Below are 26,459 nucleotides of genomic sequence, written 5' to 3'. Positions count from 1 at the left end.
GGCAATGTATTCAAGCTGGCAGCTTTTAAAAAAGTATTCATCTTACTATGTAACCGCATTGAACGGTAAAGGGCATGGTATTCATTCGCCTTTTGTGTATGACTTTGTGCGGTGTGTATTGAACGATAAGCGGAATTTTTATGCGTACGATCAGGTAGAAGCGTTACGGCAGAAATTACTGCATAACGAGGCCATGATTGAAGTAGAGGACTTCGGCGCCGGTTCTACCATCAGTAAAACAAATCAACGGTCTGTTGCGGCTATTGCGCGGCATTCGGCCAAATCAAAAAAATGGGCGCAGCTGTTGTTCCGCATAGTGAATTTTTATCAACCCAAAAATATGCTGGAGCTGGGCACTTCGCTGGGCATTTCAACCGCCTATATGTCGTTGGCCAATCCAAAGGCCCGGGTTGTTACGGCAGAAGGAAGCGCGGCTGTGGCCGCCCAGGCGCAAAGAAATTTTCAATCCCTGCAATTATCTTCCATACAACAGGTGGTGGGCAATTTCGATGATACGCTGCCTGATATTCTCAATACGATGTCTCCGCTCGATCTTGTTTTCATCGATGGCAATCACCGGCATGAACCAACCCTGCGGTATTTCAATCAGATCCTTCCACATTTGAACACAACCGGCGTGGTAATTTTTGATGATATTCACTGGAGCCCGGAAATGGAACAGGCCTGGGCCGCTATCAAAGAACATTCCGCTGTGCAGCTTTCTGTCGACCTGTTTTTTGTTGGACTGGTCTTTTTTAATGATCAGTTTAAAATAAAGCAGCATTTCACCATCCGCTTTTAATTATTCCATAACACAAGCGCAGTAAGCGCTGGCATAGTCATTGTGGCGTGGTTGCCCAATATTTCAATGCGCTCACAATAAAAAGTCATTTCAGGCGTAGTCGTGCACATGACTTAAAATTTGCTTACCTTGAATGATATAACTACTACCTGATTATGACGATTGGAGTTTTAAAAGAACCATCTGAAGAATCCCGCGTATCATTCTTGCCCGAGACAGTAACAGCCCTTACCAAAAAAGGAGTTACCGTAATTGTTGAGCCGGGCGCCGGTGAAAAAGCCTTTCATAACGACGAGGAATACGTTAAAGCCGGTGCAGCTATCAAAAGCAGAACAGAAATAGTTCAATCATCCGACATACTGGTAGCCATTCATCCGTTTCCGGAAGCGGCCGGTCTTACAGCAAAGATCGTTATCGGCGTTTATCAACCGTTGTTTAATGTGCCGGTGATGCAGCAATGGGCAAAACAGGGATTGGTGACGTTTAGTCTGGATATGTTGCCCCGTACAACCCGGGCGCAAAGTATGGATGTACTGAGCTCCCAAGCCAATATTGCCGGTTATAAAGCCGTGTTGCTGGCTGCCAATACCTACGGCCGCTACTTTCCGATGTTTATGACAGCCGCAGGCAGCATTGCACCCGCAAAGCTATTGATCCTGGGCGCCGGTGTGGCCGGTTTGCAGGCTATTGCCACTGCCCGCCGACTGGGTGCGGTAGTGGAAGTATTTGATACCCGGCCGGCAGTAAAAGAAGAGGTGATGAGTTTGGGTGCCAAATTCATTGAGGTGGAAGGCGCAGCCGATGCCTCCAAAGCCGGTGGGTATGCGGTAGAACAATCAAACGATTACCAGCAACGTCAGCAAAAACGCATTGGAGAAAGTATTGCCAAAGCCGATATTGTAATTACCACGGCACAAATACCCGGCAAAAAAGCCCCGATCCTGATAACCGAAGAAATGTTACAAACCATGCGGGTTGGTTCGGTGATCATTGACCTGGCAGCTGCAACAGGAGGTAATACGCCGGTTACTAAAAACGATCAAACCGTACTGTATAAGGGCGTGCATATTATAGGCAACAGTAACCTGGCGGCCAGCATGCCTTCCGATGCCAGTAAATTATACGGGAAGAACCTGCTTAATTTTTTACAACTCATCATCGACAAAGAGGGTAAGCTCAATCTGAACTTTGACGATGACCTGGTAAAAGGTTGTTGTATTACCAACAACGGGGCCGTGGTGCACGAACGGGTAAAGTAGCTGAGAAAGTGAGTTGTGAATGGTGAGTTGTGAGTGAGCTCATTTCGCGAATTCTTAAAATTCACAAATTCTTTATATGGAATCAATTTTAGGTTGGATAGCTGACAATCAGCAGATGATCTACATAGTTATATTGATGATCTTCGTAGGCATCGAGGTTATTGGTCATGTGCCCAGTGTATTGCATACTCCATTGATGAGTGGCGCCAATGCCATTCACGGGGTGGTAATCATCGGGGCCATTATTGTAATGGGGAAGGCAGATCCGCATAATTATGTAGCGCTCATCCTGGGATTTCTGGCGGTGGTAGTAGGTACGTTGAACGTGGTAGGCGGGTTTGTAGTGACCGACCGCATGCTGGAAATGTTCAAAGGAAAAGGAAAGAAACAAAACACAAGCAGCAAGTAATAACGAATTATGGAAGTAAGTATACTAACCCTGTGCTATCTCGTAGGTTCGGTTACGTTCATTATAGGATTAAAAATGTTGTCGAACCCGGCCTCGGCCCGTAATGGCAACCTGCTGGCAGCAGCAGGGATGGGGATCGCCATCATTGGTACCATCTTTTTGTATGAAGAAGACGGTAAAAAACTGGGCAACTATCCCTGGATCTTTGGCGGTATCCTCATTGGGGGCATCATTGGTACCCTCAGCGCCAAAAAGGTAAAGATGACGGCCATGCCCGAAATGGTGAGTATGTTCAATGGTATGGGCGGCGCCTGTGCGGCCCTTATCTCCGCAGTTGAATTCGATCATTTGTTTCAAACCCATAGGGGAGCAGAGTCTGCATGGTTGTTTGATTTTGTAGCAGGAGGTCATTATTTAACCATTATTGCAGGTGCCATTATCGGCAGCGTGTCCTTTGCCGGTAGTATGATTGCCTGGGGCAAGCTGAGTGGTAAAATAAAAGATATGTCGTTCAGGGGCCAGCATATAGTAAACCTGCTGGTGTTATTGCTGGTGCTGGCGACGGCGGCGTTCACTTATCAATCCAACGTACAATCTGCCAATATCCCATTTTATATCACCGTTGGTTTGGCGCTGGTGTATGGGATATTGTTTGTAATGCCCATTGGCGGCGCCGACATGCCGGTGGTTATTTCTTTGTTGAACTCTTTTACCGGTGTGGCAGCAGCCTGTGGCGGCTTTTTATACAACAACAAAGTAATGTTAACAGGCGGTATACTGGTAGGCGCTGCCGGTACCCTGCTTACCATTTTGATGTGTAAAGCCATGAACCGCTCCCTGAAGAACGTATTGATAGGCTCCTTTGGCGGTAGTTCGGCTGCCGGTGCGGCGGGTGTTAAAAAAGACCAGGGATCTTATAAAGAAATTACCTTAAGTGATACGGCGGTGGTGATGAGTTATGCCAATAAAGTGTTGATCGTTCCGGGATATGGACTGGCCGTTGCGCAAGCCCAGCATGCCTGTCATGAGCTGGAGAAACTACTCGAAAGCAAGGGTGTTGAAGTGAAGTATGCCATTCACCCCGTTGCAGGCCGCATGCCGGGCCATATGAACGTATTGCTGGCCGAAGCCGACGTTAGCTATGACAAGCTGATGGAAATGGAACAGGCCAACGACGAGTTCCCTACCACAGATGTAGTGTTGATCCTGGGTGCGAACGATGTGGTGAACCCCGCTGCCAAAACGGATCCTTCTTCCCCCATATATGGAATGCCTATTCTGGATGTAGAGCTGGCTAAGAATGTGATCGTAAACAAACGCAGTATGAAACCCGGTTATGCCGGTATTGAGAACGATCTTTTCTTTCAACCCAAAACCTCCATGCTTTTTGGCGATGCGAAAAAAGTATTGCAGGACCTCATTGGGGAAATAAAGAATTTGTAACACTAAACAGCCCGGGTACACCGTTATAAGGGCTGCCCAATGGCGAAATTGTCGTTTTTACACGCATAAATGTCGTTCAGGCATTTGTAAAAGAATGAGTTATGTGCGTTGTATACACGAAAAATCTCCATTATCTTAGCCGCAAATAATTGTTAATCGTACTATATGATCACAAAAAGTGCCTTCCTGGCTGCTGTTGTTTTATTTGTTACCTGTCAAATCAGCAAAGCCCAGGACAATTCATTCCAGAAAGTAGATGATTCTGCTGTGGCGAAACCCAAAAGCCAACTTACCTACGAGTACCAGTACATGAATGATGACCACTCCGAAGGTGTTGAAAAATCGTTCCTGTTCGGAAAGCTGAAGACAGAGATCCATTTTAAAGAAAAAGGCAAATTTCAGGCTGCCAAATCATACGATTCGAAAGGCAATTTGATAAAAACTGATACCATTGTTAACTTTAATAAGCTGGTTGGTACTACTACTACCTATTACGCCAACGGTAAACCAAAAGAAATGGAGCACCGCGATGATAGCAGTTCCGTTGATTGGTATGCTGCCAATTTTGAAGGTGGTGGCCGCAGAATTATCATACATTACAAAAACGGTAAAAGAAATGGCGTTACCACCGAGTATAACCCTAATGGTACGGTGAAAGAGACCGGAAGTTACTTAAACGATAAACGCGAAGGCACCTTCAAGTTTTTTGATGTGCGCGGCCAGTTGATAACTTCAAGAAAGTTCAAGGCCGATAAGGTGGTTAAATAATCAAGAACCGAACTATTATAATGCCGAATACCGTTTTCGCTTTCTGCGGAAACGGTATTCGCATTTTATACACATTTTGGCGTATGAAATTTCCTTTTACTATATGTCAACCATGTGTGAACCATGTGTGATCCATTAGTGAAACATAAGCGCTGACACATGGTTGACACATGGATCACACATGGTTCACACATAATATACCGCTTTTTAGGCCATTCATCCCACCTTTTCAGCTCCTTCGTCCCATGTTGAAACGGCTTTTCAGGGGGGGAATTACCAGCCGTCCCGCAATTCGGAGTTCCCCGTCCCAGGTTCGTCCGAACCCCGTCCCATATTTGAAATTCAGGTTGCAGGCAGGCTTACATTTGTATTATCAGTCACTGAAAAGCAGCTCTTTGACATAGAACGTTGACTTGGCCATTATTTCCTAATTTCGCGGGGTGCAACTTCCTCAACAACTTCTTGATTCATTAACCGGAATCCCAGGCTTCGATAAAGAGGCGTTTATTCAGGTGCATGAAAGCGGCGGGCAGGTTACCTCGGTAAGGGTGAATGCAGCAAAGGCGGCAATCGATAACCGGCAGGCCGCAATAGATCAATTTTTATCCGCGGGATCGTCAAAGATCCCCTGGTCGTCCAATGGCTATTATTTGCCAGAGCGGCCGGTCTTTATTTTCGATCCTTTGATCCATGCCGGCGCGTACTATGTACAGGAAGCCTCGAGCATGTTTGTGGAGCAGGCGCTTACCCAAACAACGGACGTAACCCAGCCATTGCGTGTGCTGGACCTTTGCGCGGCACCGGGTGGTAAATCAACCCTGCTGCAATCGCTTATCAGCGTTGATAGTTTACTGGTAAGCAATGAGGTGATCAAATCAAGGGCGGCCATTCTTGAAGAGAATTGTATTAAATGGGGTGGCGCCAATGTGATTGTTACCAATGCCGATCCTACGACCTTTGAACGCCTGCAGAATTTTTTTGATGTAATTGTGATCGATGCGCCCTGTTCGGGCTCCGGGTTGTTCAGGCGTGAGCGGGACGCCATTGGTGAATGGAGCGAACAGAATGTAGATCTGTGTTATCAACGCCAGCAACGCATTCTGGCAGCAGCTTTGCCGGCCCTGAAAGAGGGCGGCGTGCTGATCTATTCTACCTGTTCCTATTCAAAAGAAGAAGATGAGCACATTGCCGACTGGCTGATGGATACCTTCAGCGTCGACAGTTTGCCGTTGACCATAGACGCAGCGTGGGGTATTGTTGAAACGCAATCAGACAAACACCGGGCCTACGGATACCGGTTCTTCCCATATAAAATAAAGGGTGAAGGCTTTTTTATAAGCTGTTTTCGTAAACAGGATGGCGGCAGCAGCGTCATAAAGCCTCCCAAAAAATCCTTACTGCAAAAGGCTTCTAAAAACGAAACAGGCATTATACAGCCCTGGCTGAAGCAGGGATCGCCTGTACAACTGTGGAAACAGCAGGAAGAAATACTGGCCTTTCCGCAACAATTGGAAAAAGAACTGCTAACTATAGTAGATAATGTGTATGTGCGAAGAGCTGGCATAGCAATTGGTAAGATAGCCGGCAATGACCTGGTTCCCGATCATGCCCTGGCGTTAAGCACCCTCATTAACCCGGCAATTGTTGCAGTATCGTTAAAAAAGGAAGAGGCACTGCAATATTTGCGACGGGAGGAGGTTAGCTTATCGTTAGGCCATAAAGGGTGGACTTTGGTACAATATGAACAGTATAATGTAGGGTGGATAAAGGTATTGCCGAACCGGATCAATAATTACTATCCACAAAACTGGCGTATATTGAAAAGGGCCGTTGATAGTGCAAACGAAAACGGCTAATTAAAATTAATTCTACATCTTTGCAAACGAATACGAAATGCATAGCCTATGTTGAAGTTTAAAGGAGTTTTAGTTATTGCGTTGTTGTCGTATACCCAATTTGCCTGGTCGCAATCAGACATGACAGTGCAGGGCACTTCTCCTGATCTTTACCTGATGCATACGGTTCAACCCAAAGAAACCTGGTTTGCTATTGGGCGTATATATAATGCAACACCCAAGGATATAGCCGCTTTCAGCGGTGTAACCATGGACAAGCTTTCTATTGGGCAGGAATTAAAAGTGCCGCTTTCCGTGCATAACTTTTCACAGGATGGTAAAAAGGACGCCGATGAGGTGTTTGTACCGGTTTATCATATTGTGCAGGAGAAAGAATGGATGTACCGCATTAGCCAGAATGCTAACAGGATACCCATCGAGTCGCTGGAAAAATGGAACAGCGTTACCAATGACCAGTTGCAGGCTGGTATGAAGCTGATCGTAGGATACCTGAAGGTAAAAACAGCTTCTTCACCCCTGGCTGCGAATGGACTCAAAAAGCTGATAGTTCCTGCTGCAACCGGTGGCACTGCTACCAAACCGGCTACCGAAACAACGGTGGTTAAAACAGAAAAGCCAGCCGAAACAAAACCAGCCGATCCCAAAGCTGCAGACCATAAACCGGTTGAACCCAAAAAAGAAGAACTGAAAGAAGAGAAAGAAGAACCCAAAAAAGACATAGGCGCACCACCGCCAACAACTCCGGTTACAGCTGGTACTACGGATGGCAATTATACCGGGTATAAAGGTGGTTATTTCAAGGCTACCTACAGCAGTAGTGGAAAATCAATGGCAGGCAATGCCGGTATTTTCAGAAGCACCAGTGGTTGGAAAGATGGTAAATACTATGCCCTTATCAACAACGTGCCGGTGGGTACCATAGTTAAGATCACATATAGTTCTACCAATAAATCAGTTTTTGCCAAAGTGCTGGGCCAAATGCCCGATATGCGCGAAAGTGTTGGATTAACCCTTCGCCTCAGCGATGCCGCTGCTGCCGAACTGGGTGCCGAGATGGGCAAGTTTTATGTGGATGTAGCCTATTAAAAAGGGCAGAAGGCAGAGGGCAGAAGGCAAAGATGAAAGGCCCTGAAGGTCGAACTCAATAACTAATTTATAACAAAGGCCCATTCCGGTTACCGGTATGGGCCTTTATATTGGATAACCTGTTAACCCATCAACTGGTTAACTGAATCGATACCCTCTCAAAAACTCATCTATAGTCATTCGTTTCTTTCCTTCTAATTGCAGTTCGGTAATATAGATATAGCCATCGGAGCCGGCGAATTTGAGGTAGGTCTTATTATCCGTTTCAAAAGAGCCAGGGTCTTTAAGATTATCGTGCAGTTCCTTTTTGGCCTTATATATTTTCAGCATTTTATCATTCAGATAAGTAAAAGCAGCGGGGTAGGGTGATAAGCCCCGTATGAGGTTATAGATAGCAATTACGGAATGGTTCCAGTCTATCTTACACGTTTCAGTAAAGATCTTGGGCGCATGCCTGAGTGGTTTATTTTCTTCTGCATCGCCCGCCGAAGCTTTAGCGTAGGAGGGCCCTCTGTCTTCTGCCTCCTGAGGCAACTCAGTCAGGGTACCTGCTGCCAAACCCGCTACCGTTTTTACCAGCAGTTGGGCGCCTATTTCCTTCATTCTGTCATGCACTTCGCCGGCGGTTTCATCTTCTCCAATCGGAAAGCTATCCTGTAACAGAATATTGCCGGTATCGATTTCATGTTGTAGTTTAAAAGTCGTTACACCTGTTTCTTTTTCCCCATTGATCACCGCCCAGTTAATAGGGGCTGCGCCGCGGTATTGTGGCAGCAGCGAGCCATGCAGATTGACGGTGCCCATCGGCGGCATATTCCAAACCACCTCGGGCAACATACGAAACGCCACCACGATCTGCAGATCGGCTTGCAGGTTCTTTAATTCGGCCAAAAATTCTGCATCTTTCAACTTTACCGGTTGCAGAACGGGCAGTTGTTTTTCTACGGCATATTTCTTTACGGCACTCTCGGTTAATTTCATGCCCCGGCCGGCAGGTTTATCGGGTGCGGTGATCACTGCTATAACATTACACCCGGCTTGTACCAGCGCATCGAGCGAGGCTACGGCAAATTCGGGCGTGCCCATGAATATAATGCGAGGTATGATATTTGATGGTTGATTTGTTGCTTGCATTTTGGTTCTTTATTCCTGATTTTCAGTTCACAGTTAAAGGTCTACAAAAGACAAATGTCAATAAAAAACTTTTATTGGCTGCCCCAAAATATTCCTTTTACTTTGTACCAAAGGGAATTAGGCTTTTTTATCTGCTCGCTTTTATTCACCAAATTCAAGCGGATACGGCGATGTGGGACAGGAGAGTTGATTTTCCTGACAATTTTTAACACTAATAAAGTTTGTATGCAACAAGTAAAAAGCGGCGATACTGTAAAGGTTCATTATCATGGCCGTTTAACCGATGGAACAACCTTCGATTCCTCTGCAGGCCGTGAACCGCTGCAATTCGAAGTAGGAAGCGGAATGGTTATTCCTGGTTTCGACAATGGTGTTATGGGAATGGTTGTAGGTGATAAAAGAACCATTAATATCCCGGTTGCCGAAGCTTATGGTCCCAAAAACCCCGAGATGATCGTTGCCTTCCCCGTGAGTGAATTCCCAGAAGATATGGACCTGGAAGTAGGCATGCGGTTGAATATGACCAACTCTGAAGGACATGTGATCCCGGTAGTGGTTACCGAAATAGGTGAAGAAAATGTAATGCTCGATGCCAACCATCCTTTAGCCGGTGAAGACCTGGTTTTTGATATTGAGCTGGTTGAAATTGGCGCCGCTCCTTCCCGCATCATTATGCCCTAATAAAGCGCATAACCAGGCCCCGGAGCCTGACCAATACATAATTTAAACAGGCAACTTACTTTTTGCAGGTATTGCAAAGAGTGAGTTGCCTGTTTCGCTATTATTATTTCCTGCCGTCTGCCCGTCTAGTAGTTTTCCGATATTGACCTGCCCGGATTTTTTTTCTAATTTGCCCCTTTAATTTATACCCTATGATAAAAACTACGATGCGCATCGTTACGTGTGCACTATTAATCTGTTTATCTGGTATCGCTAACGCGCAGGACCAAACCACAACCCCTTCAACTACCGACCCCTCATTGCCCGAATCGGATACGGCCATTGCTACCCGTAATGCCCTGCAATTTGCCGATAGTTTAACAAGAGCCAATTTTTACGCCGAATGGGACACCTACATGAATTTAAGTGCACCCAGCGCTATTAAGTATTATGGCGGCAAGGATGGGTTTAAAGAACATGTAATAAGCATCCACTACCGCAATGAACCCAAAACGGAGGAAAAACCCGAAAAGCTGCAAATGCTTACTATGCTAAACGACATTGAGACCTGGCAATGCGTTATAGAAAAAGTGCGGGAATCCTGGGATGAAGGCCGCGGAAAGGTGAAAACCACTACCTACCTGGTAGGCGAATCAACCGACAACGGCCTAACCTGGAAGTTCATTGACGCCAGTCACAATTCCCTGGTAAACGTTATCTACATTATGCCTTCTGTTTTCAGCAAACTGGAAATACCTGAGGGCAAAGTAGTATATGTAGACGAAGTAGCCACCCAGGAAGCAGCTCAGGCCGAACAAGCCGCCAAAGCCGCCGCCGCAAAAAAGAAGCCGGTAGTTAAAAAAACAAAGTAATCATCTGAACCGGGAGAGGAGGGATTATTGGGATGACTGAGATAAAGGATTAAATACAAAAAGGCTGAAGCGTTAAAAATCGCTTCAGCCTTTTTATTATGTCAAGCAATAGTTGTACTACTTAAAACTCAACTATCCCCTCCATCCCATTCATCCCACCTTTCCCGGTTCAGACTTTTCATACGCTGCATACAACAGCAGCAGGGCTAACAATAAAAGACCGGTAATCACAAACGAACCTTCTATCCCAAACGATCCGCCGGTTAACCACCAGGGGCCCTGCAGGGAAGGCTGTAATACGCCTTGTAAAGGCAGTCCGCTTACCTGGTAACCTAATACCGGTCCCTGTAAAAAGTTCCAGCTAAAATGAAAGCATATGCCGAACCAGATATTGCGGGTATAGATGAAGTTGATGCCCAGCAGCAGTCCGGCTAAAACCAGGTTAATAACGGCAATGGAGGAGATACCGGGGTTACTGCCATGGGCCATTGTGAACAGCACGGCCGATACACCCAGGGCTGCCCATTTGTTCATCGACTCCATCAGGTTATTAAGAATGTAACCCCTGAATACCATTTCTTCAGAAAACGCGATCAGGATCATTAACACCAGTCCTGAAAACAAGTCTGTGGCGCTAAAATGAACATCGGTCCATTCAAGGTTGTTAGTGGACAGCAGTACCAGGGAGCCGGCGCCTAATAAGGCCAGTCCCAAACAAAAACCGGTGAGGGCATCGGGTTGAAAAGATTGCCACTGAAACCCCAGGCTTGTTACCGGCCGGCGATCGATGTACCTGCGAAAAACGATGGTTAGGGCCAGTCCTATTAATTCAAAAATAAATAGACCCAGGGTAACGCTGTTCAGCAGCGACTGACTGCTGGCAGAGGTGAAACTAAACAACCCGCTTGCCATACCTGCCAGCGCCCCCACACTGATAAAAGCCAGGAAGAGCAATACAGCACGCATCCAGCCTTGTTTAATAAGCGGGGGAGTAGTGGCAGGCATCATGGGGAAATGTGTTAGATCGATATTTGAGTTATATTGCCAAAAATACAGCTTACATGTTTACTAACTATAGTTTTACCACAAAGGACAGGTTTTTGAGGTATGTGCAAATAGATACGCAAAGCGATCCGCAATCCACTACCTGTCCCAGTACAGAAAAACAAAAAGACCTGAGCCGTTTACTGGTACAGGAGTTACTGGCTATGGGCATTACCGATGCACAGCTCGACGACAATGGTTATGTGTATGCCACCATCCCTGCCAATACCAACAGGCAGGTGCCGGTGATCTGTTTTTGTTCGCATGTTGATACTGCTCCCGATTGTACCGGAAAGGATGTAAAGCCCATTGTGCATACCAATTACGATGGCGGTAACATTGTGTTGCCCGACGATCCCACACAGGTGATCTCGCCGGCAGATCATCCGTATTTACTTAAAAAGAAAGGGGAGGATATTATCACCGCTTCCGGCACAACGCTGTTGGGCGCCGATGATAAAGCCGGTGTGGCCGTGATCATGGATATGGCCCATTACTTTATGACAAACCCTCAGGTGAAACATGGTGACATCAAAATACTGTTCACACCCGACGAAGAAATTGGCCGCGGAGTAGATAAAGCCGATCTGAAAAAGCTGGCTGCCGATTTTGCCTATACGCTCGATGCAGGCGAACTCGGTGCGTATGAAGATGAAACATTTTCTGCCGATGGTGTTACCATTACTTTTCATGGTATCAGTGCGCATCCCGGTTATGCAAAAGATAAACTGGTGAATGCGATGAAGGTGGCCGGCGACTTTTTGGAGTCATTGCCAAAAGAAACCCTGTCGCCCGAAACAACAGAAAAACGCCAGGGTTTTGTACACCCGGTTCGTATAAACGGAATTGCTGAAAAAGTAACCCTGGAATTTATTATCCGCGACTTTATAACCGCAAAGCTGGCTGAGTACGAAAACCTGTTGAAAGAAAAGCTGGCGGATACCCTGCAGCGTTTCCCCGGCGCCAAAGCCGATTTTGAAGTGCGCGAACAATACCGCAATATGAAAGAGGTGTTGGACAAATACCCGCAGGTGTCGGCTTATGCAAAAGAAGCCATTGCACGGGCTGGTGTACCGTTGCTGGCCATGAGCGCCCGCGGTGGTACAGACGGATCACGGTTATCGTTTATGGGATTGCCCTGTCCGAACATCTTTACCGGTGAAATGGCCTTTCATGGCAAACATGAATATGTAAGCGTACAGGATATGCAGAAGAGCGTAGAAACGATCGTTCACTTAGTTTGCATTTGGGAAGAGAAGAGCGCTTAGTTTTTATGAAACCTATTCTATTATATTGGTTGCTGTTTGTTGCTTACCAAAATAGCTATGCGCAAAACCTGTTGGCGAATGGGGGCTTTGAAGAGGAGAATATTTGTACCGAATATAAAGAGAATTGCGCCCCCGAAGCCTGGATTGCAACCTCTCTGTATGCCAATTATTATTTCGATGCCAGCCGGGAACGGGCGGTAAAAGCACATGAAGGGACCCATTACGTGGGTCTTACTGCCGGTAATCTGGTCAAGAAGGGGGAACGGAATTTTGTTCGCGCCCGCTTGTTGTGTGGTTTGCAGGCCGGTCATCAGTATAAATTGGTGATGTGGTTGTTCGCCCCGGAAAATATTCTGGACAGCATTGGTGTCTATTTTTCCGAACAGGATTTTTTGATCGAGAAAAGATCTTTCAAACTCATTGATCCGCAGTTATGGAGCTGGGATGGCAAGTCAACGGGCAGCGGCGGATTATGGAAGAAAGTAGAATTACTGTATACCGCAGATGGTACTGAGGGATATATTTCTATCGGCAACTTTAAACGGAATGATTACAGCGGCATCCGTATTACAGAATACCGCAACGATTATTATTTTTTTCTCGACGAGGTGTCATTAACACCGGTGGATCCCAAAGAGAAGTTATGCTTTCAGGTTGATAGCGTAAAGGCGGAGATTTATACCGAAAACGAACGGCATGGTTACCTGGTACGGAAGGTGTACCAGAATCGCAAAAGCCCGCCGCCGGTACGTCCCCTACCCAAAACTACCCAACGAAGGAACCAGCAGCATATCGATACGCTTATTATTCCTGATATCTTTTTTGCTACGGCCAGCTACCAGTTATCACCGGTTAGTTTTCATGTGCTGGACAGTTTTACCAGCCGCTTATCATTACCTGCGATCGATTCCATGGTGGTGGAAGGACATACCGATAGCATTGGTAAGCTGGCTTACAATGAAGCCTTATCACTGAACCGCGCCATATCGGTAAAGGATTATCTAAGCAATAAAGTACAGGGATTACAGGAAAAAACCACTACCCGCGGTTTTGCCTATCTGCGACCCGTAGCCACTAATAAGACTCCGGCCGGAAGAAAGATGAACAGGCGGGTGGAGATCTTTGTTTATCGGAGAGAGTAGTTTAAAGTTGAAAGTTTAAAGTTTAAAGGTTCGAGTTCCCGTTATTGGGTTATTACGTTACTGGGTTCTTAGGTTCTTGAGTTCTTAGTTCTTGGGGTCTAAGTTCCGGGGTCAATGTTCTTAGGAGTTTGCTGCGAAAAAGTGTATTGCGTGTGGCTTGTGGTTGTATTTCTTTCTGCCCTCTGCCTTCTGCCCCGTTGCCTTTCATCTCTGCCTTCTGCCCTCTGCCTTCTGCCCTTTTCCCATTGCTTATTGCCTATTGCCCATTGCCTTCTTCTTCACCGATTTCATTATCATTTCAGCATGCACGCGACTATTTTCTATAAACCACACATGCGTATTCATGCCGCCACAAACCACGCCGGCCAGGTAAATATTGGGCAGGTTGGTTTCCATGGTTTCGGGGTCATAAGCCGGTTGCAGCACTTCATCGTTCGATAACTGTATGCCTGTAGCCTGTAACAGGTTGAAATCAGGTTGATAGCCCGTCATGGCAATCACATAATCGTTCTCGATGGTAACAATGCCATCGGGGGTACGAATGTCTACTTCTTTATCGCGGATGGCCATTAACGTGGAATGGGTATAGGCAGTGATGCTGCCTTCTTTAATGCGGTTCTCCATGTCGGGTTTTACCCAGTATTTTACCCGTTTGCCAATGCCTTCTTCCCTGATCACCATACTTACTGTGGCGCCTTTGCGCCAGGTTTCCAGGGCGGCATCCACTGCCGAATTATTGGCGCCCACCACCACCACCTTTTGCATGGCATAAAAATGCGGGTCTTTATAGTAGTGAACCACCTTGGGCAGGTCTTCACCGGGAATATTCATTTTATTGGGAATATCATAAAAACCGGTAGCGATCACTATAAACCGGGCAACGTACGTTTGTTTGGTGGTAATGATCTGGTATTTGCCATCGAGCGGAGAAATGAATTTTACTTCTTCCTGCAGGTGAATGGTGACCTTATTGCTGGTAGCTACCCGGCGATAATATTCCAGTGCTTCGGGCCGGGTAGGTTTAATATTATTACTTACAAAGGGAATACCGCCAATTTCCAGTTTTTCTGAGGTAGAAAAAAAGGTCATATTAATGGGGTAGTTATATAATGAATTGGTAAGACAGCCCTTTTCCAGGATACAATAGTGCAAACCGGCTTTTTTTGCTTCCAGGGCACAGGCCAGCCCAATGGGGCCGCCGCCTACGATTATGATGTCGAATTGATTGGTTGAGCTCATTGCTTCAAAGTTAAGGAAAAGGCAATGGGCAGAAGGCAGAAGGCAGAAGGCAAAGAAAACAGCCATAAGCGAAGCTGCAAGCCGTCGGGGCAACCTGGGAGGCAAAAGTCTTAAGCAGAAAGCCTGTATTTTCTTTAGCCTTTAACCTTTAACCCTGTCTTCTCTTTGCCCTCTGCCTTCTGCCCTTTGCCTTTCATCTCTGCCCTTTGCCTTCTGCCCTTCCCGCCTTCTATTTGCACATTTGCACATTTGACCGTACTTTCATTCAAATTTAATCTTATGGATTTGCTAGCGTCCTATTGGTGGCTCATTATTATCGTCCTCATTGTATTTGCCGGGTTAAAAACCATTAACCAGGGTTTTATTGGGGTGGTTACCATGTTTGGTAGCTATCGCCGGGTATTAAAGCCTGGTCTGAATTTTTTAATACCTTTTCTGGAGCAGATCTACCGCAAGGTGAGTATCCAGAACCGTTCGGTTGAAATGGAATTTCAGGCCGTAACTGCCGATCAGGCGAATGTGTACTTTAAAAGCATGCTGTTGTATGCCGTACAAAATGCCGAAGAAGAGACCATTAAAAAAGTAGCCTTTAAATTCCTGAGCGAGCGTGACCTGATGCAGGCGCTCACCCGCACCATTGAGGGAACCATCCGCTCCTTTGTAGCCACCAAACGCCAGGCCGAGATCCTGGGGTTGCGCAAGGAAATTGTAGAATATGTTAAAGAGCAGATAGATCATTTGCTGGAAGAATGGGGATATCACCTGCTCGACCTGCAGATAAACGATATTACGTTCGATAAAGCCATTATGGATAGTATGAGCCGGGTAGTGGCCAGTAATAACCTGAAGGCAGCAGCAGAGAATGAAGGCCAGGCCTTGTTGATCACCAAAACAAAATCGGCCGAAGCAGAAGGGAATGCCATCAAAATTGCGGCTGAGGCTGAACGTACTGCGGCCCAGTTGCGCGGTCAGGGGGTAGCGTTGTTCCGGGAAGAAGTTGCGCGTGGTATGAGCCAGGCAGCAGAACAAATGAAACAGGCCAACCTCGATACCAATGTGATCCTGTTCAGTATGTGGACGGAAGCCATCAAGAACTTTGCTGAAGTGGGTAAAGGCAATATCATTTTCCTCGATGGCAGCAGTGAAAGCATGCAGCGCAATATGCAACAGATCATGGCCATGATGCAGCAGAAAACAAATGACAACAGCGGCCAGAACCTAAGCCGGAATTAACGTTTCATTGGCTGTACGTTTTAAGTATGAGGTAATTCAATTAGCAAACTTTTAAGAAATATTAAATCGTTCCAACCGTTTTAGGCATGCATTTGCCTACATTTACACCATGTTGTGATTATGTTGAAGTGATTTACTTTCTTTCAAATTATTTAAAATACTATCTGGATGAATTGGTTTTTTTTACAAGTTACCAATCCCGCTACCACCGCTACCGCCGACACGTTACAAAAAACAGCCACTGCCGGTGCCCCTCAGGGCGAGCATGTTATGAATGTAATGGATATGCTTGGCAATGGCGGTCCCATTATGATCCCGCTGGGATTGTTGTTTGTATTGGCCGTGTTTTTCTTTTTTGAAAGGCTTATCGCCATTCGCAAAGCCAGTAAAATTGATCCCAATTTTATGTATATAATACGGGATAACATTTTTAGTGGTAATGTGTCTGCAGCACGTTCATTGGCTAAAAACACACCCAACCCGGTTGCCCGTATCATTGATAAAGGGTTACAACGGATAGGTAAGCCCATTGAAGCCATTGAAAAAAGCATGGAAAATGTAGGCAAACTCGAAGTGTATAAAATGGAACGCAACCTGTCGGTTTTATCATTGGTGTATGGTATTGCGCCCATGTTCGGGTTCCTCGGTACCATCTTCGGCATGTTGCAGTTGTTCTACAACATCAATGCATCGGGTGAGTTTACACCCGCCCAGATTGCAGGTGGTATTTATACAAAGATGATCACCTCGGCATCGGGATTGATCATTGGTCTGCTGGCGTATGTAGCCTATAACTTCCTGAACGCCCAGATCGATAAAACGGTGAACCGCATGGAAGCCGCCAGTGCAGAATTCATTGATATTTTGCAGGAACCAACCCGATAAGTTAGCTTTAAATTATTGATAAATGAATTTAAGAAGAAGACTAAAAGGACACCAGGAATTGCATGCAGGTGCGTTGAACGACATCCTGTTCATCCTGTTGTTCTTCTTCCTCATCGTATCTACCCTGGCCAATCCGAATGTGATCAAGTTATCACAACCCAAGGCCAAAAGCGATACCAAGGCCAAACAAACGGTTATCGTGAATATAAAACCAACTGGTGAGTACATCATCAATGGTAAACAGGTCACCATAGAAGAAATGAAAGCCTTTGTAGAACCCTATGTGATGAAAGATTCATCGCAGGCTACTATAGCGATCAATGCCGATAAAACGGTGCCGCTCGAAAATGTAGTGGCGGTAATGCGGGTAGCCCGCGACCTGGGCGCCCGGTCAACGCTACTGGTAGATACGAAAACGAAATAAATAAATACCGGCCCCCGAGATCGTCGGGGCCGTTTCTTTTTAACTAAGAACTGCTTTCACCATCCGGTCTTTCCCCTGAAAGTCTTTCTTCACCTCTGCGCGAAAACCCTTCGATTCAAACAGCTCCATTGTTTGTTTCCCCAGGTCCTCATGAATTTCTACAAAAACACTCCCCCGGCTGAGCAGGGTTTGTTCCGCAAAACGGGCAATGGCCTCATAAAATACCAGCGCATCGTTATCGGGCACAAACAAAGCCAGGTGCGGCTCATAGGCCAGTACGTTTTGCAACATGGTTTGTTTATCGCGTTGCGGTATGTAGGGTGGGTTGCTGACAATGATGTCAACCTGCGGAAGCGCTGACCAGCTGTTTGTATCTAAAAAATCAACTTGAAATAAGTTAATGGGTGTTTGCTGAGCCGTCGCATTGTGTGCTGCTACCGCTAAGGCTCCTTCACTTACATCGCATGCAAAAACTTCCGCCTGGGGCAATTTCTTCTTAAGGGAAACTGGTATACACCCACTCCCTGTACCAATGTCAAGAATTCGAAGCGAAGTTGCCTGTATGGAATTATTGCCCATTGCCCATTGCCTATTGCCCTCTTCTGTTTGCCCTCTGCCTTCTGTCTTCTGCCCCGCATTTTCAACCACCCACTCCACCAGCTCTTCGGTTTCCGGTCTGGGGATCAGCACATTTTCATCTACATAAAACGGCATTCCACAAAACCAGGCCTCGTGTAAAACGTATTGAACCGGTTTATGTGTCAGCAATTCCCGGGTGTATTCCTGAAGCAGGTTCACCTTATCGGGTGTCAGGGGCGACTGCTTATGCATGATCCGGTCAATCTTTCGCAGTTTGGTCACATGCTCCATTACCCAGTCGGCAATATTGGCCGCCTCGCGGTCATCATACAGCTCCGTAAGAGCCTTTTGCAATAGCTGTTGCGCTTCGTAGAACGTCATAAGGGGCAAAGATGAGGGTATTTTAGCGTATATTTGCGCGCTCATTGAGGAGGCAGAAGGCAAAGTGCAGGGGGCAAAGATGCCGCGACGCGGATTGTCGATTGCCGATTCACCATTCACGACATTGACTAATCACGAAACATACATGCAGCGTTGTATCCAGCTGGCAAAAGCCGGGGCCGGATATGTTGCGCCCAACCCTATGGTAGGCGCAGTGCTGGTGCATAACAACCGCATCATAGGAGAGGGGTTCCATCAAAAATACGGCGGACCGCATGCAGAAGTGTATTGCATAAATTCTGTTGCCGAAGCCGACCGGCACCTGATTCCCCATTCGGTGATATATGTGTCGCTGGAGCCTTGCGCGCATTTTGGCAAAACACCGCCCTGCGCCGATCTGATCATTGAAAAAAAGATCCCCGAAGTGGTGATTGGCGTACGCGATCCGTTTAAACAGGTAGATGGAAAAGGGGTAGAAAAATTAAAAGCAGCCGGCGTAAAAGTTACCCTCGGTGTGCTGGAACAGGCCTGTAAAACCCTGAATAAAAGGTTCATCACTTTCAATACCCGACACCGGCCCTATATCATTTTGAAATGGGCGCAAACCGCCAATGGAATGATGGCTGCCGAAGCAGGGGGCGAACGCCTGTTGATCAGCAATGAATTTACCAACCGGCAGGTACATAAATGGCGAAGCGAAGAAGCGGCCATTCTGGTTGGGACCAATACCGCACTTGTTGATGACCCGGCATTGACTACCCGTTTATGGAATGGGCCCGATCCCATTCGGCTGGTAGTGGATATGAATTTGCGGTTACCGGCTTCTTTGCAGTTATTTAACCAGCAGGTAAAAACCATTGTGTTCAACAGCCTGCGGCACGAAGAAAAAGAAAACCTGATATATTACCAGGTTACGCGGGATGTAAACCTTGTGCACCACGTAGTACAAGCATTATATCAGTTGAAGATCCAGAGTGTGCTGGTAGAAGGTGGCGCACAATTGCTGCAATCCTTTATTGATGAAGGCATTTGGGATGAAATACGCGTGATCACCAATACCACACAGGTAGTGGCACCCGGCATGCCCGCACCGCGGATGCAAAGCGGCCAGTTGTTACACCAGGAAACATTGTTTACAGATACCCTCCAATATTTTGTGAACCCGCAAACCCTGGCACATTGAGCAGTTTAATATTTCTCATTGCCAGTATCGTATTAACTGCGTGGCTTACCATTTCCTTTAAAATAATTGACCGGTTAGGCATCAATAACCTGCAGGCTATTGTGTACAACTATACCGTGTGTGTGATAACCGGCAGTATAGTGAATGGCAGTTTTCCGGTAAACGCTGCGCTGGTTCATCAACCCTGGTTTGCCTGGGCACTGGTTATGGGCGCCTGTTTTATTTCGCTGTTCAACCTGGCTGCTTATACCGTGCAGAAGATTGGAGTGGCGGCAGCAACGGTGGCGTATAAGTTATCGATGGTGATACCCTTTCTGTTTTCGCTGTACCTGTATCACGAAAAAGCCACGATACTCAAGTTTGCAGGCGTGGCGTTGGCTTTGCTGGCAGTCTGGTTCACTACCCGGCCTGCGGGCGGAAGCAAGAAGAGTAAACAAGTTTCGTGGCTCCTCTGGGCCATGCCGCTGTTGTTGTTTGTAGGCAGTGGCTTGCTCGATGCCATGATCAAATATGTTGAACAGGCATTCATCAATCCGGCTAACCAGAACGCGTACCTGATCAGCGCGTTTTTTGTGGCAGCCTCCACAGGCTGGCTTATTTTGTTTTACCTGTTCGCTACGGGGCAGCAGAAAATGAGTGGCCGGGCAGTACTGGCAGGTATAGGGATCGGAGTACCAAACTACTTTTCCATCTGGACTTTACTGGGTGCATTAAAAGGATATGCAAACAACAGTTCGGCCATTATACCCATCAACAACATGGGCATTGTACTGCTTACGGCGTTAGTAGCCTGGTTGATCTTTAAAGAAAAATTGTCAGCCACCAACTGGCTGGGAATAGCCCTGTCACTGGGCGCCATTGCATTGATAGCATACGGATAGTGCAGCCGTTGCCGCGCAGAAGTGTATTGCTTTCAGCTTTAACCTTACAGCTTTAGGCTGTTCGTGCGGCGCCAATTATCAATAACATTCAATTATGACCGACCTCGAATTTTTTTATACCATAGAAAAGTCAACCTCCGCAGAATTCAAAGACCGGGGCAGTAAATTTATTGCCTATACCTACCCGGTTCAGTCGGTAGAAGAATTTAAAAAGTGTATGGAGGCCATCAAAAAAGAACACCCTAAAGCCACCCATCACTGTTTTGCCTATCGCATAGGGCTTGATAATAATACATACCGCGTTAGCGATGACGGCGAACCCTCAGGCACAGCCGGCAAACCCATCCTGGGACAGATAGATAGTAAAAAACTCACCAATGTACTGGTAGTGGTGGTGCGTTATTTTGGCGGTACCCTGTTGGGTGTGCCCGGACTGATCAATGCGTATAAATCAGCGGCCGCCCTGGCCCTGCAGGTAACGCCCATTGTTCAAAAACCTATTGAAGTGGCCTATACCCTCCAGTTCGATTATACGCAAATGAACGAGGTAATGATGCAGGTAAAACAGCTGAACTGCACGGTACTGGAAAAAGACATGAACCTTTTTTGCCACCTGGTGATCGGAATACCCAAAGGCCGGATAGACGAAGCCATCTATAAGTTCAAAGAAATACGCGGAGTGGAAATTGTGGTGAAGAATTTGTAGTATCTTTCTTCTAATTGAGGTCTGAAAGCGTATGAAACGGTTTATTACAGTAATAATCCTGTGCCTCGTATTGATTCACGCCTGTAAACCGGGTAATGGGCCCTGGGGCAAAAACAAGTCTACAGATACCTTATCGGTACACGCTGTTCCTTATGAGGTGCTGCGGACAAAGGTTATGGACAGCGCCGAAGAGATCGCCTTTTTCAGGGATTATTGCATTAGAAAACTGGACAGTCATAAAGTAGAAAATCAGTTTTACACCCGGGCCGTATTTGAAGGCGACACCAACCGCATACAATTCTACAAGGGAAATATCTGCACCGATCAAAAGCAACATGCCTTAGTGGGTTTCGAAGACCGGAACCTGTTCTTCTTTTTTATAAAGGACAACTACTGGCGGCTGCGCCAGGTAGTGAATGGGTATGGAAAGATCAAAGACAGCGCCATTCAGTTCTGCGATGTAAATTTTGATGGGTTTAAAGATGTATCCATCATCTGGAACTATTCCTTTGGCACCTGTAAATGTGCTGCGCCCGGCTGCCGCGACGTGTACCTGTACAACAACGAAGCCGACAGGCTTGACCATTATCCCGAAATAAGATCATTCTTCGATTTTGGATTGTCGGCCGAAGAAAAGTCCATTTACCTGGGCGAACACTGCAAAGGCCTCTATGGAAAATATGCCTGGCAAAACGGAAAACTGCAGATCCAGGAGGAATACGCTTCCAATCAATATATTGAAAAAGATACCTGCAACTGGCACCTGGAGCATTTTATATATTGCGATGGCGCGCGCGTTCCTGCCTATACCATACCTAACCTGCCACTGCCAGAAAAATGGCAACGGGTCTTTGGATGGAGCGGAAGGTAGTAGATATGCAGTTATTAAGTTTTTATGTTATTAGGTTATTGAGTTCGTAAGTTTGTTTTGGAATCTAATAACTCAAGAACCTAAAAACCTACGAACCCAATAACTTTAAACTTTCAACTTTCAACTTTAAACTTTCAACTTTAAACTTTCAACTTCAAACTTTCAACTTCAAACTATAAACCTTGAACTAACAACAAGTTCCTTACTCCCCGCTTCATACTTATAAAACCCTTCCCCACTCTTCACTCCCAAATAACCCGCAGTGACCATATTCGTGAGTAATGGACAGGGCGCGTATTTCGGGTTGCCGAAACCTTCGAACAGTACGTTTAAAATGGCATGACAGGTATCCAGTCCAATAAAATCGGCCAGTTGTAAAGGACCCATGGGGTGGGCCATACCCAGTTTCATGATGGTGTCGATTTCATTAACGCCGGCAATGCCTTCGAATAAGCTGTAGATCGCTTCATTGATCATGGGCATTAAAATGCGGTTGGCAATAAAACCGGGATAATCGTTTACCACACAGGGAACTTTACCCAGTTGTTTGCTCAGCGCAACAATGGCGTCGGTAACGGGTTGGGAAGTGGCGTACCCATTAATGATCTCTACCAGTTTCATTACCGGTACGGGATTCATAAAGTGCATCCCGATCACCTGGCTGGCGCGTTTGGTAACGGCAGCAATACGGGTGATGGAAATAGAAGAAGTATTGGTGGCCAGCAGCGCATGGCTGGGGGCCACGCTATCGAGTTGTTTAAAAATATTCAGTTTAAGATCGATGTTCTCCGTAGCGGCTTCCACTACCAGCTGGGCCTCTTTAACACCCAGGGCCAGGTCGGTATAGGTGGTGAGGTTGGCCAGGGCATTCTTTTTCTGCTCTTCGGTGGCGGCGCCCTTGGTTATCTGTCGGTCGAAATTCTTTTGAATCGTTTGTAATGCTTTATCCAGCTGACCGGCATTTACATCTATCAGGTTTACGGCAAACCCATTCTGTGCAAAAACATGCGCAATACCATTTCCCATGGTCCCGGCGCCAATAACTGCAATATTTTTTAACTCCATATGGTGAATTGATGTGGGCGCAATATACTAACGACTGTTAATAAAACAATGGGCCCTCCTTCGCCAGGGCTTCGGCGGGCAAAGCAGAAGGCAGAGGGCAGAAGGCCCTCCTACGCTAAGGCTTCGGCGGGCGAAGCAGAAGGCAGAAGGCCCTCCTACGCTAAGGCTTCGGCGGGCGAAGCAGAGGTTAAGGAAATGGGACGGTACAAAATCAGTTATTAATTTCAAAACTCGCGAACCCACTCACCACTCACTACTCACCACTCACTACTCACCACTCACTACTCACAAAAAAGCCCCTACATCGCGCAGGGGCCAGTTATATAAACCATGTTAACTTGTCAACGTGTTAACCTGTCAACTCAATTCTGATTCTTAAAATCCCCCCGCTTCCAGGCCTGGATAAACTCAGCCCAGGCTGCAGGATTGAAGATATTTTGGGGAGGAGTTTGTCCGTTGTAATAATAGCGCTGCGCATTATTCCGCAAAAACATATTGGAGCTTTCCCGGCCATCGCGGGGCAGTGTGCGGGCCAATACCCTGCGTTTTGATTCATCCGTATTCTTGCGGGCTATTTCTATATCGTCGTCGGGGATGTCGACGTTCACAAAATCGCGTTCAAACTGTTCTTTGGTAGGGCGTGGTTTAATGATGGTGGCAGGCAGATAAACCGTATCGGTCACCATCAACTGTAACAAACTGAACTGATTGCCTTCCAGATCGCGGGGAATGTTGGCCAGTTTGGGTTTGTAACCGATAGACGTAAACTCAATGATGTCGCCTTTCATCACCACAATACTGAAAACACCCTGTTCATTGGTAATGGTACCCCGGTTCTGACCTTTGATCATTACTGTAACAGAAGGAATGGCCCGGAGACTGTCGGCAGTCATTACAACACCGTATAATTGTACTACGGAATCTTTCAGTTTTTCAAACTGAGCATTAGAGGCAAAAGGGATGGCAATCGCCAGTATAACCAAAAAAAGTAAACGTCTTTTCATGCCCGTCAAATATATACATAATGCATAAAATACTTCAACAAAATACTCATGCCAATGGTTAATTTTGTGGCAAATAAATCTTTTTAACAAAACTCTTAGATGAATGACCCCTGAGAAAGTTTTAGACGCATTGAGGAACGTTCAGGAACCGGATTTAGGACAGGATATTGTTACCCTTAACATGGTTAAAGATATTGTGATTAGCGGTAATACGGTGGGTTTCACTGTAGTGCTTACCACGCCCGCATGTCCAATGAAAGATTTGATCGGCAGAGCATGTGAAAATGCTGTGAAATCACAGGTTAATAAAGAAGCAATTGTAAAAGTGAATTTTACTTCCAACACCAGTACCAACCGGCAGGACCCGGGGTCTGTGTTGCCAAAAGTCAAAAATATTATTGCTGTTATAAGTGGAAAAGGTGGCGTAGGAAAAAGCACGGTTTCCGCCAATCTGGCACTGGCGCTCGCACAAAGCGGGGCAAAAGTAGGACTGATGGATGCGGATATTTACGGTCCCAGTGTACCTATCATGTTTGGTGTCCGGGGCGAACGGCCCATGATGAAAAGCATGGGCGAAGGGCAAAAAGGTATGATCGTTCCCCTGGAACGTTTCGGAATAAAACTGATGAGTATCGGTTTGCTGGTCGACGAAAAAAGCGCCGTGATCTGGCGTGGTCCCATGGCCAGCAGCGCCATCAAACAGTTTGTGACCGATGTGTATTGGGATGAACTTGATTACCTGGTGATCGACATGCCACCTGGCACGGGCGACATCCATTTAACCCTGGTGCAAACGGTACCGGTTACCGGCGCGGTTATTGTTACCACACCGCAGGATGTGGCACTGGCCGATGCTAAAAAAGCGATCGGTATGTTCAGCCAGGCACAAATAAAGGTGCCCATCATTGGGCTGGTAGAGAACATGAGTTATTTCACACCTGCTGAACTTCCTGATAATAAGTATTATATCTTTGGAAAAGAAGGTGGAAAACGCCTTGCCGAAGAATATGACCTGCCCTTCCTGGGACAAATTCCCCTGGTGCAGAGCATTCGTGAAGGAGGAGATATGGGGGTTCCCATTATGATGAGTGATGACATGATCTCCCGCAAAGCTTTTGAAGAATTTGCCGCCAATGCCACCCGCAGTATTGCCATGCGCAATGCCAACGTAAGTGCTGCAAAAGTGGCTGAAGTAATTGAATAAGTTTCAGGTTACAGGTTGCAGGTTTCAAGAGATCCCTGCAACCTGAAACTTGTAACCTGTAACCCTCCGGCCTAAAACCGTCAACATTAAGCATTTCTGCGTCCAATATCCCTAATCAAGTACTGTAAAAAACTAATATGAGCAAATTTAGGGAAGTAACAGAGTTGCTGTTACTGGTTGCATTGATCTTTGCCTGTCACGCTTCAAAAAAAATTACCGATCCATTGTTACCCGCTTTCGATATCGAAGGGCACCGCGGCTGCCGCGGACTGATGCCCGAAAACACCCTTCCGGCCATGATGAAGGCCCTGGAACTGGGCGTTACCACGCTTGAAATGGATGCCGTGATCACTAAAGACAAACAGGTGATCTTATCGCATGAACCATTTTTCAACCATGAGATCACTACCGGTCCCGACGGAAAATACATAACCGAGCAGGATGAGCGCAAATTGAACATTTACAAAATGACCTATGCGCAAACACAAACCTATGATGTGGGGTTGAAACCGCATCCGCGTTTTCCCAACCAGCGCCGGTTAAAAGCTACCAAACCATTGTTACGCGAAGTGATAGAGAACGTGGAAGCATACCACAAATTAAAAGGCGGCCCCCAGGTGTTTTACAATATTGAAACCAAAACACAACCTGCTACTGATGGTACTTATCATCCGGCGCCTGAGGAGTTTGTGAAAACGCTCATGAATGTAATACATGGAGAAAAGATAGGGGAAAGGGTCATCATTCAGTCGTTTGATTTTCGTACGTTGCAGGTGATACATAAAAGGTTTCCCAATATGAAAACGGCGGCCCTGGTAGAAGATTTCGATAAGCGAACGCTTACCGAACAGCTGAATGCATTAGGATTTATACCAACCATCTACAGCCCGGCTTACAGCCTTGTTACACCGGAGCTGGTGATAAAATGCCACGAGCAGGGGATTAAAGTGATTCCCTGGACAGTGAACGATAAAGAGTCGATCGATAAAATGAAAGCCGCAGGCGTAGATGGAATTATTTCTGATTATCCCGACCTCCTGACCAATAAACCATAAACAAGT

At 46.4% G+C, this 26,459-nt stretch carries 26 protein-coding genes; 20 read left to right on the top strand and 6 right to left on the bottom strand.

Annotation, left to right across the window (positions count from 1 at the left end; all coding sequences use genetic code 11):
* The first annotated feature begins 4 nt into the window (after positions 1-4).
* The 7 genes from BMX95_RS30640 (at position 5) to BMX95_RS30610 (ending at position 7,623) form a co-directional block, all read left to right on the top strand.
* On the top strand, positions 5-802 hold the full coding sequence (locus BMX95_RS30640; protein WP_081198413.1) for an O-methyltransferase: 798 nt from the start codon (positions 5-7) through the stop codon (positions 800-802).
* 155 nt (positions 803-957) lie between these two features.
* Positions 958-2,061, top strand: coding sequence for a Re/Si-specific NAD(P)(+) transhydrogenase subunit alpha (locus BMX95_RS30635; protein WP_081198414.1), 1,104 nt, complete (start codon positions 958-960; stop codon positions 2,059-2,061).
* Positions 2,062-2,137: 76 nt separating this feature from the next.
* Positions 2,138-2,470 carry an NAD(P) transhydrogenase subunit alpha part 2 gene (locus tag BMX95_RS30630; RefSeq protein ID WP_081198415.1) on the top strand — a complete coding sequence of 111 codons (333 nt, stop codon included), beginning with the start codon at positions 2,138-2,140 and terminating at the stop codon, positions 2,468-2,470.
* A gap of 9 nt (positions 2,471-2,479) precedes the next feature.
* Entirely contained in the window at positions 2,480-3,913 is a 1,434-nt protein-coding gene (locus tag BMX95_RS30625) for an NAD(P)(+) transhydrogenase (Re/Si-specific) subunit beta (RefSeq protein ID WP_081198416.1), read from the top strand.
* 165 nt (positions 3,914-4,078) lie between these two features.
* Positions 4,079-4,681: a toxin-antitoxin system YwqK family antitoxin gene (locus BMX95_RS30620; protein ID WP_081198417.1), complete on the top strand. Its 603-nt coding sequence runs from the start codon at positions 4,079-4,081 to the stop codon at positions 4,679-4,681.
* 440 nt (positions 4,682-5,121) lie between these two features.
* The gene (locus BMX95_RS30615; protein ID WP_081198418.1) at positions 5,122-6,537 is read left to right on the top strand and encodes a methyltransferase RsmF C-terminal domain-like protein; all 1,416 of its coding nucleotides are present in this window, start codon (positions 5,122-5,124) and stop codon (positions 6,535-6,537) included.
* A gap of 48 nt (positions 6,538-6,585) precedes the next feature.
* Positions 6,586-7,623, top strand: a complete 1,038-nt coding sequence (locus tag BMX95_RS30610; protein WP_081198419.1) for a lytic transglycosylase — start codon at positions 6,586-6,588, stop codon at positions 7,621-7,623.
* Positions 7,624-7,761: 138 nt separating this feature from the next.
* Here BMX95_RS30610 and BMX95_RS30605 read toward each other — a convergent pair whose 3' ends face one another.
* Positions 7,762-8,757 carry a methionyl-tRNA formyltransferase gene (locus BMX95_RS30605; RefSeq protein WP_081198420.1) on the bottom strand — a complete coding sequence of 332 codons (996 nt, stop codon included), beginning with the start codon at positions 8,755-8,757 and terminating at the stop codon, positions 7,762-7,764.
* Positions 8,758-8,982: 225 nt separating this feature from the next.
* Here BMX95_RS30605 and BMX95_RS30595 point away from each other — a divergent pair, with 225 nt between their 5' ends.
* Both BMX95_RS30595 and BMX95_RS30590 read left to right on the top strand, forming a co-directional pair.
* Positions 8,983-9,438: an FKBP-type peptidyl-prolyl cis-trans isomerase gene (locus BMX95_RS30595; protein WP_081198422.1), complete on the top strand. Its 456-nt coding sequence runs from the start codon at positions 8,983-8,985 to the stop codon at positions 9,436-9,438.
* A gap of 191 nt (positions 9,439-9,629) precedes the next feature.
* The gene (locus BMX95_RS30590; RefSeq protein WP_133053874.1) at positions 9,630-10,289 is read left to right on the top strand and encodes a hypothetical protein; all 660 of its coding nucleotides are present in this window, start codon (positions 9,630-9,632) and stop codon (positions 10,287-10,289) included.
* Positions 10,290-10,439: 150 nt separating this feature from the next.
* On the opposite strand, the gene BMX95_RS30585 is transcribed toward BMX95_RS30590, so the two are convergent.
* Positions 10,440-11,297, bottom strand: a complete 858-nt coding sequence (locus BMX95_RS30585; protein ID WP_081198424.1) for a CPBP family intramembrane glutamic endopeptidase — start codon at positions 11,295-11,297, stop codon at positions 10,440-10,442.
* 53 nt (positions 11,298-11,350) lie between these two features.
* Here BMX95_RS30585 and pepT point away from each other — a divergent pair, with 53 nt between their 5' ends.
* Together pepT and BMX95_RS30575 are read left to right on the top strand one after the other, a co-directional pair.
* Positions 11,351-12,601, top strand: coding sequence for a peptidase T (pepT, locus tag BMX95_RS30580; RefSeq protein WP_081198425.1), 1,251 nt, complete (start codon positions 11,351-11,353; stop codon positions 12,599-12,601).
* Positions 12,602-12,606: 5 nt separating this feature from the next.
* The gene (locus tag BMX95_RS30575; protein ID WP_081198426.1) at positions 12,607-13,743 is read left to right on the top strand and encodes an OmpA family protein; all 1,137 of its coding nucleotides are present in this window, start codon (positions 12,607-12,609) and stop codon (positions 13,741-13,743) included.
* Between the two features lie 249 nt (positions 13,744-13,992).
* Here the strand turns inward: BMX95_RS30575 and BMX95_RS30570 are convergent, their stop codons facing one another.
* The gene (locus tag BMX95_RS30570) at positions 13,993-14,982 is read right to left on the bottom strand and encodes a YpdA family putative bacillithiol disulfide reductase (RefSeq protein ID WP_081198427.1); all 990 of its coding nucleotides are present in this window, start codon (positions 14,980-14,982) and stop codon (positions 13,993-13,995) included.
* Positions 14,983-15,261: 279 nt separating this feature from the next.
* Between BMX95_RS30570 and BMX95_RS30565 the strand changes: the two genes are divergently transcribed.
* The 3 genes from BMX95_RS30565 (at position 15,262) to BMX95_RS30555 (ending at position 17,524) form a co-directional block, all read left to right on the top strand.
* Positions 15,262-16,215, top strand: coding sequence for an SPFH domain-containing protein (locus BMX95_RS30565; RefSeq protein ID WP_081198428.1), 954 nt, complete (start codon positions 15,262-15,264; stop codon positions 16,213-16,215).
* Between the two features lie 168 nt (positions 16,216-16,383).
* Positions 16,384-17,100 (top strand): MotA/TolQ/ExbB proton channel family protein, encoded by a 717-nt coding sequence (locus tag BMX95_RS30560; protein WP_081198429.1) that lies wholly within the window; start codon positions 16,384-16,386, stop codon positions 17,098-17,100.
* A gap of 22 nt (positions 17,101-17,122) precedes the next feature.
* Entirely contained in the window at positions 17,123-17,524 is a 402-nt protein-coding gene (locus BMX95_RS30555) for an ExbD/TolR family protein (RefSeq protein WP_081198430.1), read from the top strand.
* Positions 17,525-17,563: 39 nt separating this feature from the next.
* On the opposite strand, the gene prmC is transcribed toward BMX95_RS30555, so the two are convergent.
* Positions 17,564-18,484 (bottom strand): peptide chain release factor N(5)-glutamine methyltransferase, encoded by a 921-nt coding sequence (gene prmC / locus BMX95_RS30550; RefSeq protein ID WP_081198431.1) that lies wholly within the window; start codon positions 18,482-18,484, stop codon positions 17,564-17,566.
* A gap of 79 nt (positions 18,485-18,563) precedes the next feature.
* Here prmC and ribD point away from each other — a divergent pair, with 79 nt between their 5' ends.
* From ribD to BMX95_RS30530, 4 genes are all read left to right on the top strand, one after another.
* Entirely contained in the window at positions 18,564-19,667 is a 1,104-nt protein-coding gene (gene ribD / locus BMX95_RS30545) for a bifunctional diaminohydroxyphosphoribosylaminopyrimidine deaminase/5-amino-6-(5-phosphoribosylamino)uracil reductase RibD (protein ID WP_262493557.1), read from the top strand.
* Positions 19,664-20,548, top strand: coding sequence for a DMT family transporter (locus tag BMX95_RS30540; protein WP_081198433.1), 885 nt, complete (start codon positions 19,664-19,666; stop codon positions 20,546-20,548). Before ribD ends, BMX95_RS30540 begins: the two co-directional genes overlap by 4 nt.
* A gap of 94 nt (positions 20,549-20,642) precedes the next feature.
* Entirely contained in the window at positions 20,643-21,254 is a 612-nt protein-coding gene (locus tag BMX95_RS30535) for a YigZ family protein (RefSeq protein ID WP_081198434.1), read from the top strand.
* 31 nt (positions 21,255-21,285) lie between these two features.
* Complete coding sequence (locus tag BMX95_RS30530) at positions 21,286-22,125, top strand: XAC2610-related protein (protein WP_081198435.1); 840 nt, start codon at positions 21,286-21,288, stop codon at positions 22,123-22,125.
* A 168-nt stretch (positions 22,126-22,293) separates the two neighbouring features.
* On the opposite strand, the gene BMX95_RS30525 is transcribed toward BMX95_RS30530, so the two are convergent.
* Positions 22,294-23,190 (bottom strand): 3-hydroxyacyl-CoA dehydrogenase family protein, encoded by an 897-nt coding sequence (locus BMX95_RS30525; protein WP_081198436.1) that lies wholly within the window; start codon positions 23,188-23,190, stop codon positions 22,294-22,296.
* Positions 23,191-23,552: 362 nt separating this feature from the next.
* Positions 23,553-24,194, bottom strand: coding sequence for a carboxypeptidase-like regulatory domain-containing protein (locus BMX95_RS30520; protein ID WP_165758844.1), 642 nt, complete (start codon positions 24,192-24,194; stop codon positions 23,553-23,555).
* Between the two features lie 103 nt (positions 24,195-24,297).
* Between BMX95_RS30520 and BMX95_RS30515 the strand changes: the two genes are divergently transcribed.
* Positions 24,298-25,398: an Mrp/NBP35 family ATP-binding protein gene (locus BMX95_RS30515; RefSeq protein WP_081198437.1), complete on the top strand. Its 1,101-nt coding sequence runs from the start codon at positions 24,298-24,300 to the stop codon at positions 25,396-25,398.
* Between the two features lie 137 nt (positions 25,399-25,535).
* Positions 25,536-26,453 (top strand): glycerophosphodiester phosphodiesterase, encoded by a 918-nt coding sequence (locus BMX95_RS30510; RefSeq protein ID WP_081198438.1) that lies wholly within the window; start codon positions 25,536-25,538, stop codon positions 26,451-26,453.
* The last annotated feature ends 6 nt before the right edge of the window (positions 26,454-26,459 follow it).

The sequence above is a fragment of the Niastella yeongjuensis genome (assembly GCF_900110245.1).
Lineage (GTDB): Bacteria > Bacteroidota > Bacteroidia > Chitinophagales > Chitinophagaceae > Niastella > Niastella yeongjuensis.
This window is presented reverse-complemented; position numbering and strand designations above follow the sequence as displayed.